This window comes from Noviherbaspirillum agri, from assembly GCF_054780595.1.
Genome location: NZ_BAAGWA010000002.1, coordinates 221850 through 235761, shown reverse-complemented (window position 1 = coordinate 235761; position 13912 = coordinate 221850). Strand labels below are relative to the sequence as shown.

The following is a 13912-nucleotide window of genomic DNA, read 5'->3' as shown; positions in this document are numbered from 1 at the left end:
GGCGTTCTCATTCATAAACATAAGCAGCTGCATAGCTGTCAGCGTTACAGTCGAAGGAGGCAAGATGCATACTACTCAAGAAGTTTCCATTCAATCAGCGAGCGATTTCGGGATCGGCGTGCAGGCCGTGACGGGCGCCACAGTCGCAAATCTGCCGGTCAGTCTCGGCGACTACAAGATTATCCGCCGCAATGGCGCCGTCGTCGGCTTTGCCCCGTCCAAGATTTCCATCGCCATGACCAAGGCTTTCCTGGCCGTCAATGGTGGGCAGGGAGCTGCATCAGCCCGTGTGCGGGAACTGGTCGAGCAACTGACTTCCACCGTCGTTAGTGCACTGGTCCGCCGCCAGCCGGCCGGCGGCACCTTCCATATTGAAGACGTCCAGGACCAGGTCGAACTGGCGCTGATGCGTTCCGGCGAACATGACGTTGCGCGCGCCTATGTGCTCTATCGTGCCAAGCGCATGGAGGAGCGGGCGCAGCAGCGGACCTCGGCTAACGTAAGCATTCCGCAGCTGCATGTCACCGAAGACGGACAGCGCCGTCCGCTTGACCTCGAACAGGTGCGCAAACTGATTACTTCTGCCTACGTCGGCCTGGATAAACATATCGATGCCGAAGCCATTTTTGCCGAGACGGTAAAGAATCTGTACGACGGTGTGCCGGTCGAGGAGCTGCACAAGTCCGCCATCCTGGCCGCCCGCGCGCTGATGGAAAAGGATCCCGCCTACAGCAAGGTCACCGCCCGCCTGCTGATGCACACCATCCGCAAGGAAGTATTCGGCCAGGAGGTCGCACAGGCGGATGCGCGCATTCACTATATTGATTACTTCCCAAAGTTCATCAAGAAGGGGATTCAGGCCGACCTGCTCGATCCAAAACTCGCTCAATTTGACCTGAAACTCCTGGCAGACGCACTGCAGCCGGAACGTGATCTCCAGTTCGGCTATCTTGGTCTGCAAACACTCTACGACCGCTACTTCCTGCATATCGACGGCAAGCGCATCGAGATGCCGCAAGCGTTCTACATGCGGGTCGCGATGGGGCTGGCGCTGAACGAGATCGACCGTGAAGCGCGCGCCATCGAGTTCTACAACCTCCTGTCATCCTTCGACTTCATGAGCTCGACGCCGACGCTGTTCAACTCGGGCACGCAGCGTTCGCAGCTGTCGTCCTGCTACCTGACAACGGTCTCGGACGACCTTGACGGCATTTACGAGGCCATTAAGGAGAATGCGCTGCTGGCAAAGTTTGCCGGCGGTCTCGGCAATGACTGGACCCCGGTGCGTGCGCTCGGCGCCCACATCAAGGGCACCAACGGCAAATCGCAGGGTGTCGTCCCGTTCCTGAAAGTCGTCAACGACACCGCCGTCGCGGTGAACCAGGGCGGCAAGCGCAAGGGCGCGGTTTGTGCTTATCTGGAAACCTGGCACCTCGATATCGAGGAATTCCTCGACCTGCGCAAGAACACCGGCGACGACCGCCGCCGCACCCACGACATGAACACGGCGAACTGGATTCCCGATCTATTCATGAAGCGCGTGATGGAAAAAGGAGAGTGGACGCTGTTCTCGCCGTCTGATGTACCCGACCTGCACGACAAGTTCGGCCGTGCTTTCGAGGAGGCGTACACCGCCTATGAGGCCAAGGCTGCGCGCGGCGAACTCAAGCTGTTCAAGAAAGTCCATGCCCTGGACCTGTGGCGCAAGATGCTGTCCATGCTGTTCGAGACCGGACATCCGTGGATCACCTTCAAGGATCCATGCAATATTCGTTCTCCACAGCAGCATGTTGGCGTCGTCCACAGCTCCAACCTCTGCACCGAGATCACGCTGAACACCAACGATTCCGAGATCGCCGTGTGCAATCTTGGCTCCGTCAATCTGTCGGCGCATATGAAAGACGGTGAGCTGGATCAGGAAAAGCTGAGCAAGACCATTCGCACCGCGATGCGCATGCTGGATAACGTGATCGATATCAATTATTACGCGGTGAAGAAGGCGCGTGACTCAAACCTGCGCCACCGTCCGGTTGGCTTGGGCATCATGGGTTTCCAGGATTGCCTGCATATGATGCGCGTGCCGTATGCGTCGATGGAAGCGGTGGAGTTTGCCGACCGGTCGATGGAAGCGGTCTGCTACTACGCTTACTGGGCCTCGACCGAGCTGGCGGAAGAGCGCGGGCGCTACAGCTCCTACCGCGGCTCGCTCTGGGATCGGGGCATCCTGCCGCAGGATTCGCTCAGGCTGTTGGCGGAGGAGCGTGGAGGTTACCTTGAGGTCGACATCTCCGAAACCATGGACTGGCCGGCGCTGCGCGAGCGGATCCGGACCCATGGCATGCGCAACTCGAACTGCGTGGCGATCGCACCCACGGCAACGATCTCCAACATCATCGATGTCTCTGCCTGCATCGAGCCGACGTATCAGAACCTGTATGTGAAGTCCAACCTGTCTGGCGAGTTTACCGAGATCAATGAACATCTCGTGCGCGACCTGAAGTCGCGCGGTCTCTGGGACGAGGTGATGGTTGCCGACCTGAAGTATTTCGACGGCAGCCTCGCGAAGATTGATCGTGTGCCGCAGGATTTGCGGGAGCTGTATGCGACTGCGTTCGAGGTTGAGCCGAAGTGGCTGGTCGAAGCTGCCTCACGTCGGCAGAAGTGGATTGATCAAGCTCAATCCCTGAATATCTACATGGCAGGTGCATCGGGCAAGAAGCTGGATGAAACCTACAAGCTGGCCTGGGTTCGCGGGCTCAAGACCACGTACTACCTCCGTACGATGGGAGCGACTCACGCGGAGAAGTCGACCACCAAGGCGGGTGCGTTGAATGCCGTCTCGGCTACAGCCAGCGTAGCCGGTAGCGCCGCCGCTGCAGGTCCGGCTGTCTCTGCTGCCCCGGTGGAAGACATTGCTGGCCCCGCCTGCATGCTGCGTCCCGGTGATCCTGGCTTTGAAGAGTGCGAGGCCTGCCAGTAACTTTGGAAGGCGAGGGTGCGGCTAGCGCAGCCGCGCCTCGGCTTGGAGGCCAGAGACTCGACCTGCACTGCGAGATGCACCCGCGGGTCGAACTTCTGCATACCCGCTTGAACAACACGTAACGACAAAACAATACCCGTAAGGAAAATTCGCCATGCTAAGTTGGGATGATGACCTAACCCCCGTCGCAACACCTGCCCCGGTGCCGCAACCGGACCTGCGTCTTGCTACTCCGTCTGCACTGCGTTCGTCGCAGGCGAGCGATGGCGCACATCACGCGACGCTCGCCGCGCGACCGCCAGAACAAATCCCCGGCGGAGACGCTCGTCGCGTCAACGTCGCCGACAAGCGCATCATCAACGGCCAGACCGATGTGAACCAGCTCGTGCCCTTCAAATACAAATGGGCATGGGACAAATACCTGGCGGGATGTGCGAACCACTGGATGCCGCAGGAAATCAACATGCAGCGCGACATCGAGCTATGGAAGAATCCGACCGGCCTGACCGAAGACGAGCGCCGCATCGTCAAGCGCAACCTCGGGTTTTTCGTAACGGCCGATTCCCTCGCCGCGAACAACATCGTGCTGGGAACCTACCGTCATATCACAGCGCCGGAGTGTCGCCAGTACCTGCTGCGCCAGGCATTCGAAGAAGCAATTCACACGCACGCCTACCAATACATCGTCGAGTCGCTCGGCTTGGATGAAGGGGAAATCTTCAATGCGTATCACGAGGTCCCGTCGATCCGCGACAAGGATGAGTTCCTGATTCCCTTCATCGATGTGCTGACCAACCCGGAATTCAAGACGGGGACTGTCGAAGCAGATCAGACGCTGCTGCGCTCGCTGATCGTGTTTGCATGCCTGATGGAAGGTCTGTTCTTCTATGTCGGTTTCACGCAGATCCTTGCGTTGGGCCGACAGAACAAGATGATGGGCGCGGCAGAGCAGTATCAGTACATCCTCCGCGATGAGTCGATGCACTGCAACTTCGGGATCGATCTCATCAACACAATCAAGTTGGAGAACCCGCACTTGTGGACGGCTGCATTTCGCGACGAGCTCAGATCGTTGTTTTTAAGCGCGGTGGAGTTGGAATATCGCTACGCTGAGGATACAATGCCGCGTGGAGTACTAGGTTTGAATGCGCCGATGTTCAAAGGGTACTTGAGGTTCATCGCAAATCGTCGTGCGCAGCAAATCGGTCTCGATCCGATGTTCCCGCAAGAAGAGAATCCGTTCCCCTGGATGAGCGAGATGATCGATCTGAAAAAAGAACGCAACTTCTTCGAGACTCGTGTGATCGAATACCAGACCGGCGGTGCCCTGAGTTGGGACTGAGCCGGCGATCCGCTAGCGACGCATCTCAACGAAGCGAAGCGGTTGGAGAGACTGCAGTCAGCAAGTGAAAATACAGATACTCAAGGTGACTGCAAAATTGAAAGGCTACGCCAACATTGATGGACAGTAGACGAACCTATCGATCTTCTGTGAATGTGCCGCTGACCCTGACGCTGTCGGGCAAGGCGGCTTTTTCTTTGAAAAACCTGTTGGTTTTCGAGAAACAGTATTCCCACGCCGGCTTTGTTGCCGGCGTTTTTTTTGATCGCGGCCGCCACAGCGCCTCTTGAGCGCGTGGCTACCACCTCCCTCACTGCCGACGCGTGGCGGTGATTGCAAGAAGAGAGGCGCGACCAAATGAGGCTGAAGTGCTGCATGAATGAGGTGATGCAGCAGTTCAGCTGGTGCCGAATTCATTAGCGCAAGCAGAAGCTTGCTTGTGCCGATGAATAATCCGCGTGGATCATCGCGATGGTACACACGGGTTTCCAACCTCGTAGTTTGAACTTTCTCATCACGTGAAGGAGAAACAAATGGCAACAGCAAAGAAACCGGCTGCTAAGAAAGCAGCCCCGGCGAAGAAGCCGGCCGCAGCGAAGAAGGCAGCTCCGGCGAAGAAGCCGGCAGCAGCCAAGAAAGCCGCAGCACCGAAGAAGGCCGCAGCTGCCAAGAAGCCGGTAGCGAAGAAAGCCGCAGCACCGAAGAAGGCCGCAGCTGCCAAGAAGCCGGTAGCGAAGAAAGCCGCAGCACCGAAGAAGGCCGCAGCTGCCAAGAAGCCGGTAGCGAAGAAAGCCGCAGCTCCGAAGAAAGCCGCAGCTGCCAAGAAGCCGGTCGCGAAGAAAGCCGCAGCGCCGAAGAAAGCAGCAGCCGCCAAGAAGCCGGTAGCGAAGAAGGCAGCAGCGCCGAAGAAAGCAGCAGCCAAGAAGCCGGTAGCAAAGAAAGCCGCAGCGCCGAAGAAGGCAGCAGCTCCCAAGAAAGCCGCCGCCCCGAAGAAGGCAGCAGCTAAGCCTGCAGCCAAGAAAGCCGCAGCGCCGAAAAAGGCAGCAGCTCCCAAGAAGGCTGCAGCTCCGAAGAAGGCAGCAGCTAAGCCTGCAGCCAAGAAAGCAGCAGCGCCGAAAAAGGCAGCAGCTCCAAAGAAGGCAGCAGCTCCGAAGAAGGCAGCAGCGAAACCCGCAGCAGCTCCGGCTGCCGCAGCTGCACCGGCTGTGAAGACGGTATTGAACCCGGCAGCGGCTTGGCCGTTCCCGACCGGCACCCGTCCGTAATAGCCAAGCTCGCTTGGACGCCTGATTAAGTTCAGGCACAATGCCCGTTGTGTGACCTCGTGTCGCCCGACGGGCTTTTTACTTGGAGATCAGATAGTGCTGACTAGCATTCTCACGTTGATTGTTGATGTCATTGCCGGTGTATTGGGTGGCGTCTTGCTGTTGCGGTTCTGGATGCAGGTTGTACGTGTGAGGCCGCCAATGGCAATTGGCCAATTCACTTTTCAGCTGACCGATTGGCTGGTACGTCCCCTGCGGAAGATGCTGCCGGGTGTCGGCGGGTACGACTGGGCAAGCATGGTCGGCGCATGCCTGGTCATCATAGCCGCGGTTGCAATCAACCTTGCTCTGATCTCCCAGTTCTCTCCTCAATTGCTGGTGGTGTTCTCGCTGTTGCGCTTCGCCGAATGGGTGTTTTATGGCTTCATGGGACTGATCATTCTCGAAGCGATCTTCAGCTGGGTAAATCCCCATGCCCCGCTGGCGCCGTTCATTCGGGCGCTGAACGACCCGCTTCTGCGGCCGCTACGACGTGTGGTGCCACTGATCGGTAATGTCGACCTCTCGCCACTGGTCGCCCTTGTGCTGTTGCGCATCGGGCTCATGCTGGTCACGACGGTGATCACGTCGATCGTATGACCAGGGACTGGTGCACTGCTGCACCACAAGGCATTCGCATCACCACCCAGATTGCGCCAAACGCCAAGAAGAGTGAGATAACCGGCGTATTGGATGATGCGCTAAAGATTCGTTTGCAGGCGCAGCCGATTGAAGGCAAGGCCAACGAAGCCCTGATCCGCTATTTGGCGGACAGGCTCGGTGTCCCGAAAAGTGCCGTCACGATCACGCACGGCCATACCAATAAACGCAAGATCATTGAAGTGACAGCGCCCGGTCTCAGTGTGGATGACGCAAAGCGCCTGCTTGTGAACCTGCGAGTGTAGTTGTTCGACCGCGCCAAGGGTTTACGTGTCCATTGGAACTGGTGAGCAGGACTCCGGTGCGCTGCTACTCCGCGATGGTTGTTACACCGCCGCTGGTCGTGACCTTGACGGTATCCCCGATACGGAAAACCGCGCCCGGCTCAACGCTGAATGTCTGCATCTCTCCGCTATCGAGGCGCACCGTCACCTCCGTCTTCCTGTCGCTTGCGGCAGATTCCTCGACACGCTGTCCGGCCATGCCGCCGGCCAGTGCGCCGCCGATGCCAGCCACCGTGCTGCCATGGCCAGCGCCGATCCTGCTCCCCGCTACGCCGCCCAATACCGCACCGGCGAATGCGCCGAGGCCGGACGGACGTCCTCCGCGTACGGTCACGTCACGGACGTTGACCACCTGGCCGGTTTGCACGATCGTCGTCCCTTGCGTTGACATGGCGGGCTGGGGTGCTCGGGAAGCGCAACCCGCCAGTAATGCAACTGTCAGTATTCCAATCGAAAGTCGAGCGGCCTTGTCCATGGCGTTTCCGGCCTCGAGGGCGATCAGTTAGAAACGATATCCGAACGCTTTGTGGAAGCGCTCTTCGATTTCATCGCGGGACGGCGCATGGTTTTGGCCACCCTGATGGGCGATCTTGATAGCCCCCATGAGGCTTGCAAGGCGACCGGTCGTGGCCCAATCCATCCCGGCGGTGAGCCCATATAACAGACCGGCACGGAATGCATCGCCGCAGCCAGTCGGATCGACGATCTTGTCTGCCTCGACGCAAGGAATGTCAATGCGCTTTCCATCGGTGAAAATTTCGGCGCCCTGTTCGCCACGCGTCACGATCAATGCCGACACACGTTTGGCGATGCTGTCGAGGGAGAGGCCGGTGCGTTCCATCAGGAGTTCCGCTTCGTAATCATTGACCGCCACATAGGTGGCCAGTTCAATGAAATGCTCGAGCTCGGCACCATTGAACATGGGCAAACCCTGCCCCGGATCAAAAATAAAGGGGATGCCGAGCCGCTGGCAGTCCAGTGCATGCTGCTGCATGCCGTCACGCCCGTCCGGCGCGACAATGGCGAGCTTCACTGCGCCTGCATCGGCGACGCGGTTCTGATGGGAGAAGGTCATCGCGCCAGGATGGAACGCCGTGATCTGGTTGCTGTTCGCATCCGTCGTGATGAATGCCTGCGCGGTATATGACGCGTCGATGGTGCGGATGCAGCGGCGGGAAATCTGCAACTTGTCGAGCCGCTCCAGATAGGGGCCTCCGTCATTACCAATCGTCGCCATGATGAGCGGGTCGCCGTTCAGCAGCTTCAGGTTGTAGGCGATATTGCCGGCGCACCCGCCGAACTCACGACGAATCTCGGGCACGAGAAAGGCGACATTGATCTTATGCAGCTGGTCGGCCAGCAATGCTTCGGAAAAGCGTCCGCCAAACAGCATGATCGTGTCGAACGCGAGCGAACCACAAATGAGAGAAGTCATGGAGTCTCGTCAGATAAAGGAAAAAACTGTTCCGCACATGTCGCCGACCCGGCTAAGCGACGCAGCATTTTTGAACGTCAAGGATAAAACAGATACACGCGGTAACCCGACGCCTTCAGTTGCGAAAGTTCAAAAAATATCTTGATGGGTTGCTCGGAGTCCGGTGCCAACCCGCGGCTCAGATCCGGGGGTGGCGGCAGATACTCGCGGGGGGCGAAAACCCGGCGAGCGATCGGTTTCTCGTTGGCGTCGTTCAAGGTGAGTTCGATGTGCGGCCAGGCCTGCTCGGTAGCTCCCTGGTTGCGTAACAGTACGGTCAGCGAAAACGTATTGGCGTTTGTTGAAACCGTTTGCAGCTCGCTTGACTCGATAGAGACCGACTCAATTTGAGCCGGGAGGCCCACTTGGCAGTCGAGGTAGCTACAAGCTTCAACCAGTGTCGGTCTCGTTTCGGGGAAGCGCGCGGCGATCTCGTCGCGGAAAATGTAGGCGCATTGTGCAAGGAGGCCGAAAAACAGGAGCACCGAGCCTGTGCCCATTATGATGCGAAGCGCCCGGCCAATGCTTTGCCGGCGGCGAGCCTGCCTGACGAAGGCAGGCTCTTCGTAATCGGCCGCTTCTGCCCGGTCCAGCGCGTCGCCTTCTGTTTCTGCTTCCGCTTCAGCCTCTTCCTTGGTTCGCCAAGGCTTGCTCTGCAGGTCTTCGATTGTCTGTTCCAGTCGGTCCGATGCCTCGGCGCTCTCTGCTGTCAGCGGTACTCCGCGTTGGGCGGCAGAATACCTTTCTGTCGCGACCTCGAGCAGTGTCATGCGCAGCAACGGGTCGTCGGGTTTCAACGTCGAAGGGCGCTGAGCGATGTCTTCAGCAGGAACGGAAAATTCGGTTTCCGTCGGTGACGGGCTCTCTTGTTCGGTTGGCGGAGATTCTGGCTCGGGTGATTGAGGCTCAGGTTCCCGATCAGGCATCTTGATTTCAGGTGCGACAGGCCGTGTGACCACATCTGCAGAATCCGGCACCGGCGGTGCGGACGACCGAAAGACGGGTTGAGGTGATGGCGGCTCCGGAGGAGCTGCCTGCGTGGGCTTGTCTGCACTCTCCAGTTCATCCGGGCGCAGCAGGTTTTCAATGCCGTTGAAGATCTGCTTGCAGGCGCCGCAGCGCACCAGTCCGGCGCGCAACTTCAGTTGGTCATGGGCGACCCTGAATGTCGTATGGCAATGAGGACATTGGGTAGCGAGTGCCATTGCCGTTATTGTGCACTGGCGGCCTGGCCGACAAGCGCAACCCAGCCTTCATGCTCGGCCCATACTGACATCTTGATGAATGGAGCGTAGGCGGCGGCCACTTCGTCCGCCTGCCGGCTCAGGATGCCGGACAATACCAGCATGCCGCCCGGTGCAACGCGCGACGACAGCATCGGTGCCATCAGCTTCAGCGGACTGGAGAGTATGTTGGCGACCACGACGTCAAACGTCTGCGGATGGGATGCGGTGGCAAACTCTTCCGGCAGGAAGTACGCGATTTCGCAGTGATTTCGCTCGCTGTTGTAGCGAGCCGACTCAATTGCCTGCGGGTCGATATCGACGCCATAGACATGAGCCGCATTGAGCTTCTTCGCCACCATCGCAAGAATCCCGGAACCGCAGCCATAGTCCAGTACGGCGAGTCCCTGGGGCGGGTGCGCCTCGAGCCATTCCATGCACAGCCGGGTGGTCGGATGGCTCCCGGTGCCAAAAGCCAGGCCGGGGTCCAGCTCCAGTACGAGCCCATTGGGATCCGGGGCATCATGCCAACTAGGGACGACCCAGATGTTCTTCCCGATATGAATGGGATCAAACTGGGACTGCGTCAGGCGAACCCAGTCCTGTTCGGCAACCGGACGCAAGGAATAGGGCGGTGAGCTGCTGATGCCGCATGCGGCGGCGGCTTCTGCAACCAATGCCGCATGGTCGGCGTCCTGCTCCGCCAGTGCGACGACCCGGCTCCGTTCCCACGCCGCTTCCGTGGGCTCCATGCCGGGTTCGCCAAACAGCGGGCGCTCCGCCTCGGTGCCTTCGTCTGCATCCTCCACCGACACCGACAGGGCGCCCGCGTCCATCAATGCGTCGGACAGCGCCTCCGCATGCTCACGTGCGACCTCGATGACGATTTCGGTCCAGCTCATAGCTTATTTGCCTGACTTCTTGGTGCTTTTCGGCAGGTCTGGCTTGTCAGCCAGCTTTTGCTCGAGGTAATGGATATTGGTGCCGCCTTCGATGAAGCGCCCGTCGACCATCAGTTCGCGGTGCAACGGGATGTTGGTGAGGATACCCTCGACCACCATTTCGGACAACGCAATTTGCATGCGGCGAATCGCCTGTTCGCGCGTCGCGCCATACGAAATGACCTTGCCTACCATCGAATCATAAGTCGGCGGCACAAAGTAGCCGGCGTAGGCATGCGAGTCGACGCGGATGCCCGGGCCGCCCGGAGCGTGCCAGGCAATGATCCTTCCAGGCGACGGCGTGAACTTGAACGGGTCTTCCGCATTGATGCGGCACTCGATCGCATGGCCTGCCAGTACGATGTCACGCTGGCGGAAGCGGAGCTTCTCGCCAGCGGCAACGCGGATCTGTTCCTGCACCAGATCGACGCCGGTGATCATTTCCGTCACCGGATGTTCCACCTGGATACGCGTATTCATTTCGATGAAATAGAATTCGCCGTTCTCATAGAGGAACTCGAAGGTGCCGGCACCGCGGTAGCCGATCTTGCGGCAGGCTTCCGCGCAGCGGTCGCCAATCCGCTCGATCAGTTTGCGCGGAATGCCCGGCGCCGGGGCTTCCTCGATCACCTTCTGGTGGCGGCGCTGCATCGAGCAGTCGCGTTCGCCCAGCCAGACTGCATTCTTGAATTCATCTGCCAGAACCTGGATTTCCACGTGGCGCGGATTTTCCAGGTACTTCTCCATATAGACCTCGGGATTGCCGAACGCTGCGCCGGCTTCCGTTTTGGTCATCGTCACTGCATTGAGCAGGGCGGCTTCGGTATGAACGACGCGCATACCCCGTCCGCCGCCGCCGCCGGCCGCCTTGATGATGACCGGGTATCCGATCTTGCGGGCAATCTTGATGATTTCCTTCGGGTCCTCCGGCAATGCACCCTCGGATCCCGGCACGCAGGGTACGCCGGCCTTGATCATCGCGTGCTTGGCCGATACCTTGTCGCCCATCAGGCGGATCGATTCCGGACGCGGACCGATGAAGACGAAGCCGGATTTCTCCACGCGCTCCGCAAAGTCGGCATTCTCGGAGAGGAAGCCATAGCCGGGATGGATGGCCTCGGCGTCAGTCACCTCTGCTGCGCTGATGATCGCCGGCATGTTGAGGTAGCTCTGCGACGAAGGCGCCGGGCCGATACAAACGGATTCATCCGCGAGTTTTACGTATTTTGCTTCGCGGTCCGCTTCCGAGTGGACGACCACGGTCTTGATACCCATTTCGCGGCATGCGCGCTGGATACGCAGCGCAATTTCGCCGCGATTGGCAATAAGGATTTTTTCAAACATGGCGGAGGATATGTGAGGCGTTAAGGGTCAGCGTTCTGGAGAATGCAAGGCACATGGATGTGTACAGATGTGCCCCTGCACGACTCTTAACCGATCACAAACAGCGGCTGGCCGAATTCCACCGGCTGGCCGTTCTCGACGAGGATCTGCTTGACGACCCCAGCGACGTCGGCATCGATCTCATTGAGAAGCTTCATTGCTTCGATGATGCACAGGGTGTCGCCCGCCTTGATGGTGGAGCCCACTTCGACGAACGGGGGATTGCCCGGTGCGGAGGCGCGGTAGAAGGTGCCGACCATCGGCGACTTCACGACGTGGCCTTCCGGTTCCGCCGGAGCGGCAGCAACCGGTGCACTTGCCGCCTGTGGCGCCGCCGGAGCAGCAACGGGGGCCGCCATGGTTTGCGGCGCAGACTGCGGCTGCATCATCACAACCTGGTTTTGCGGCGCTCCGGAGGATTTGACGATACGGACTTTGCTTTCGCCTTCGGTGACTTCCAGTTCGGCGATATCTGATTCGGCGACGAGGTCAATCAGCGTTTTGAGTTTTCGTAGATCCATATGAAATCCCTCAGTTATGTATTTGTTGCAATTGGAACCACCGCAATTTACACGAGGCTGCGGCGAAATAGAGAAAGTTACAGTTTTTTGAGCGCGAAATCGATTGCGAGCCGATATCCTTCGGTGCCCAGTCCGCAAATCACACCGATCGCTATTGCGGACAGATAAGAGTGATGTCGGAAGGTTTCGCGCTGGTGGATATTGGAGATGTGTACTTCGATAAACGGAATTGCCACCGCTGCCAACGCATCGCGCAATGCAACGCTGGTATGCGTCAGGCCACCCGGGTTAATGATGATCGCATCCACGCCTTCGGCTTTCGCTTCCTGAATACGGTCGATGAGCGCGCCTTCGTGGTTGCTCTGGAAGCAGGCCAGTACCGCACCAGCGGCAGTCGCTTGTTTGGCCGCCGCGCTCTCAACGTCGCCTAACTTCGTCGATCCGTACACTTCCGGTTCGCGTGTGCCCAGCATGTTCAGATTCGGGCCGTTGACCAGAAGGATGTTTTTTGCCATGGAGATATAGCTCCGTTTGACGAGGATGCCGCATTTTGCCGCCAAATGATGTTCACTGGCAAGGAAAAGATATTTCGGGCACTACATCGCGACTACATCGCTTGCAGGTCGCGGCGCAACTCCTCCATTTTGAGGCGACCCAAGTATGTCTTTTTCACTTGTCCTTCTGTTCCGATCAACACGGTAAAAGGTAATGCGCCAGCCTGATTTCCGAGTTGTCGCGAAAGCTCGGTCCCACCCATTCCGCCTATATATAAAGGATAGGTAATGTGATGCTTATCTGAAAATTGCTTGATGTTCGCTGCAGAATCGATGCCGATTCCAATGATCTGCATGTTTCGAGCAGCGATCTCCGCCTGCAATGCAACCAGCTCGGGCATCTCTTCCACGCAAGGAGTGCACCAAGTTGCCCAAAAGTTAACAATCAGAAATTTCCCTTTCCATTGTTCAAATTTCTGCTGGCTGCCGGTGGCGTCAGCAAATGTTTGGGAGAAAAGCGAGGCCGTTGCCGATGATTGCGGTGCCTGTGGGGTGAGTCGTTGCATGCCAAAAAAAGCACCAAGTGCCGCAAACAACATGGCTACCGCAGAAAAAACAACGAGATTCCTTTTCATGGCTGGTCTGCTCCCTCGATCAACGCATGTACCGTTTCGGCGTTGGCGCGCACTGGTCTCCCATCCGAGCCAGCTTTTGTTGCGCCACGCAAATCATCTGTTTCGTATACGGAAAGGTGTACACCCTCTTTGTTCCACATAAAGCTGATCGTCTCGACCGGCTCGCCTCGCCCCTTGAAGTGCGGGGTTTCGGATACCTCGAAGTCAACATTCTTGTTAATCAGGAAAATTTCAACGTCCTTGGGGCTCTCGGTAAAAAGCTGGAGATGAATATCTGAATGCTCGCCTGCTGTGCCGTTCAGCACGGCGCCGGTCAGGTAAGGGGAAAACTGTGCCAGGTCATTCATTAGCCGAATCGCCAGTTTTCTTAAATGTAATAAGCGTGCCGGCTGGGAGTCGCTCAGAAAAAGCTCGTTATATATACGCACTTCTTCTTCAATTTGCGCATTGTCCGGCATGATTTCCCCCCGAACTTTGGCATTTCCGAGAATCTGCTTGGCGGCTTTCTTCTTCGCAGTCGCATAGTCGGCGCCGTCTTCGGCGATGAGCCGGGCAGCAGCGGCTGCGATTTCCGCGCGCAGCATGTCAGTGCTGGAGGAGTAATTGTTCATGGCGAGGATGATACTCGTAAGGCGGGGAAACGTGGGTCGGGTAAAATCTCGGGTCGGCTG

15 protein-coding genes are annotated in these 13912 nt (G+C 58.2%); 6 read left to right on the top strand and 9 right to left on the bottom strand.

Features of this window, described 5'->3' with window-relative positions; all coding sequences use genetic code 11:
- The first annotated feature begins 64 nt into the window (after positions 1-64).
- From ACYVIA_RS03800 to ACYVIA_RS03775, 6 genes are all read left to right on the top strand, one after another.
- A complete protein-coding gene (locus ACYVIA_RS03800) occupies positions 65-2980 on the top strand; it encodes a ribonucleoside-diphosphate reductase subunit alpha (RefSeq protein ID WP_460838026.1) in 2916 nt (971 codons plus the stop codon).
- A gap of 154 nt (positions 2981-3134) precedes the next feature.
- Entirely contained in the window at positions 3135-4322 is a 1188-nt protein-coding gene (locus ACYVIA_RS03795; RefSeq protein ID WP_460838025.1) for a ribonucleotide-diphosphate reductase subunit beta, read from the top strand.
- 149 nt (positions 4323-4471) lie between these two features.
- Positions 4472-4612 (top strand): hypothetical protein, encoded by a 141-nt coding sequence (locus ACYVIA_RS03790; protein WP_460838023.1) that lies wholly within the window; start codon positions 4472-4474, stop codon positions 4610-4612.
- A gap of 243 nt (positions 4613-4855) precedes the next feature.
- Positions 4856-5587 (top strand): histone H1-like repetitive region-containing protein, encoded by a 732-nt coding sequence (locus ACYVIA_RS03785; protein ID WP_460838022.1) that lies wholly within the window; start codon positions 4856-4858, stop codon positions 5585-5587.
- A gap of 96 nt (positions 5588-5683) precedes the next feature.
- Positions 5684-6226 carry a YggT family protein gene (locus ACYVIA_RS03780; protein WP_460838020.1) on the top strand — a complete coding sequence of 181 codons (543 nt, stop codon included), beginning with the start codon at positions 5684-5686 and terminating at the stop codon, positions 6224-6226.
- Positions 6223-6531: a DUF167 domain-containing protein gene (locus ACYVIA_RS03775; RefSeq protein ID WP_460838018.1), complete on the top strand. Its 309-nt coding sequence runs from the start codon at positions 6223-6225 to the stop codon at positions 6529-6531. The genes ACYVIA_RS03780 and ACYVIA_RS03775 overlap by 4 nt, the downstream gene beginning before the upstream one ends.
- 64 nt (positions 6532-6595) lie before the next feature.
- Here the strand turns inward: ACYVIA_RS03775 and ACYVIA_RS03770 are convergent, their stop codons facing one another.
- From ACYVIA_RS03770 to ACYVIA_RS03730, 9 genes are all read right to left on the bottom strand, one after another.
- Positions 6596-6961: an outer membrane lipoprotein gene (locus ACYVIA_RS03770; RefSeq protein WP_460838017.1), complete on the bottom strand. Its 366-nt coding sequence runs from the start codon at positions 6959-6961 to the stop codon at positions 6596-6598.
- Between the two features lie 111 nt (positions 6962-7072).
- The gene (locus tag ACYVIA_RS03765) at positions 7073-8005 is read right to left on the bottom strand and encodes a carbohydrate kinase family protein (protein ID WP_460838015.1); all 933 of its coding nucleotides are present in this window, start codon (positions 8003-8005) and stop codon (positions 7073-7075) included.
- A gap of 77 nt (positions 8006-8082) precedes the next feature.
- On the bottom strand, positions 8083-9249 hold the full coding sequence (locus ACYVIA_RS03760; RefSeq protein ID WP_460838014.1) for a DUF3426 domain-containing protein: 1167 nt from the start codon (positions 9247-9249) through the stop codon (positions 8083-8085).
- 5 nt (positions 9250-9254) lie between these two features.
- Positions 9255-10169: a 50S ribosomal protein L11 methyltransferase gene (prmA, locus tag ACYVIA_RS03755; protein WP_460838012.1), complete on the bottom strand. Its 915-nt coding sequence runs from the start codon at positions 10167-10169 to the stop codon at positions 9255-9257.
- A gap of 3 nt (positions 10170-10172) precedes the next feature.
- Positions 10173-11552 (bottom strand): acetyl-CoA carboxylase biotin carboxylase subunit, encoded by a 1380-nt coding sequence (gene accC, locus ACYVIA_RS03750; RefSeq protein WP_460838010.1) that lies wholly within the window; start codon positions 11550-11552, stop codon positions 10173-10175.
- Positions 11553-11638: 86 nt separating this feature from the next.
- Positions 11639-12112 carry an acetyl-CoA carboxylase biotin carboxyl carrier protein gene (gene accB, locus ACYVIA_RS03745; protein ID WP_460838009.1) on the bottom strand — a complete coding sequence of 158 codons (474 nt, stop codon included), beginning with the start codon at positions 12110-12112 and terminating at the stop codon, positions 11639-11641.
- Between the two features lie 77 nt (positions 12113-12189).
- Positions 12190-12627: a type II 3-dehydroquinate dehydratase gene (gene aroQ, locus ACYVIA_RS03740; RefSeq protein ID WP_460838007.1), complete on the bottom strand. Its 438-nt coding sequence runs from the start codon at positions 12625-12627 to the stop codon at positions 12190-12192.
- A gap of 92 nt (positions 12628-12719) precedes the next feature.
- Positions 12720-13241 (bottom strand): TlpA family protein disulfide reductase, encoded by a 522-nt coding sequence (locus ACYVIA_RS03735; protein WP_460838005.1) that lies wholly within the window; start codon positions 13239-13241, stop codon positions 12720-12722.
- The gene (locus ACYVIA_RS03730) at positions 13238-13852 is read right to left on the bottom strand and encodes a hypothetical protein (protein ID WP_460838709.1); all 615 of its coding nucleotides are present in this window, start codon (positions 13850-13852) and stop codon (positions 13238-13240) included. Before ACYVIA_RS03730 ends, ACYVIA_RS03735 begins: the two co-directional genes overlap by 4 nt.
- Between the last annotated feature and the right edge of the window lie 60 nt (positions 13853-13912).

Bases quoted from the DNA above. Each gene is read 5' to 3' on its own strand.
- ACYVIA_RS03765 (WP_460838015.1), bottom strand. From the start codon at position 8,005: ATGACTTCTCTCATTTGTGGTTCGCTCGCGTTCGACACGATCATGCTG.
- ACYVIA_RS03735 (WP_460838005.1), bottom strand. From the start codon at position 13,241: ATGAAAAGGAATCTCGTTGTTTTTTCTGCGGTAGCCATGTTGTTTGCG.
- ACYVIA_RS03770 (WP_460838017.1), bottom strand. From the start codon at position 6,961: ATGTCAACGCAAGGGACGACGATCGTGCAAACCGGCCAGGTGGTCAAC.
- ACYVIA_RS03730 (WP_460838709.1), bottom strand. From the start codon at position 13,852: ATGAACAATTACTCCTCCAGCACTGACATGCTGCGCGCGGAAATCGCA.
- ACYVIA_RS03760 (WP_460838014.1), bottom strand. From the start codon at position 9,249: ATGGCACTCGCTACCCAATGTCCTCATTGCCATACGACATTCAGGGTC.
- prmA (WP_460838012.1), bottom strand. From the start codon at position 10,169: ATGAGCTGGACCGAAATCGTCATCGAGGTCGCACGTGAGCATGCGGAG.
- accB (WP_460838009.1), bottom strand. From the start codon at position 12,112: ATGGATCTACGAAAACTCAAAACGCTGATTGACCTCGTCGCCGAATCA.
- ACYVIA_RS03775 (WP_460838018.1), top strand. From the start codon at position 6,223: ATGACCAGGGACTGGTGCACTGCTGCACCACAAGGCATTCGCATCACC.
- ACYVIA_RS03785 (WP_460838022.1), top strand. From the start codon at position 4,856: ATGGCAACAGCAAAGAAACCGGCTGCTAAGAAAGCAGCCCCGGCGAAG.
- ACYVIA_RS03795 (WP_460838025.1), top strand. From the start codon at position 3,135: ATGCTAAGTTGGGATGATGACCTAACCCCCGTCGCAACACCTGCCCCG.
- ACYVIA_RS03800 (WP_460838026.1), top strand. From the start codon at position 65: ATGCATACTACTCAAGAAGTTTCCATTCAATCAGCGAGCGATTTCGGG.
- aroQ (WP_460838007.1), bottom strand. From the start codon at position 12,627: ATGGCAAAAAACATCCTTCTGGTCAACGGCCCGAATCTGAACATGCTG.
- accC (WP_460838010.1), bottom strand. From the start codon at position 11,552: ATGTTTGAAAAAATCCTTATTGCCAATCGCGGCGAAATTGCGCTGCGT.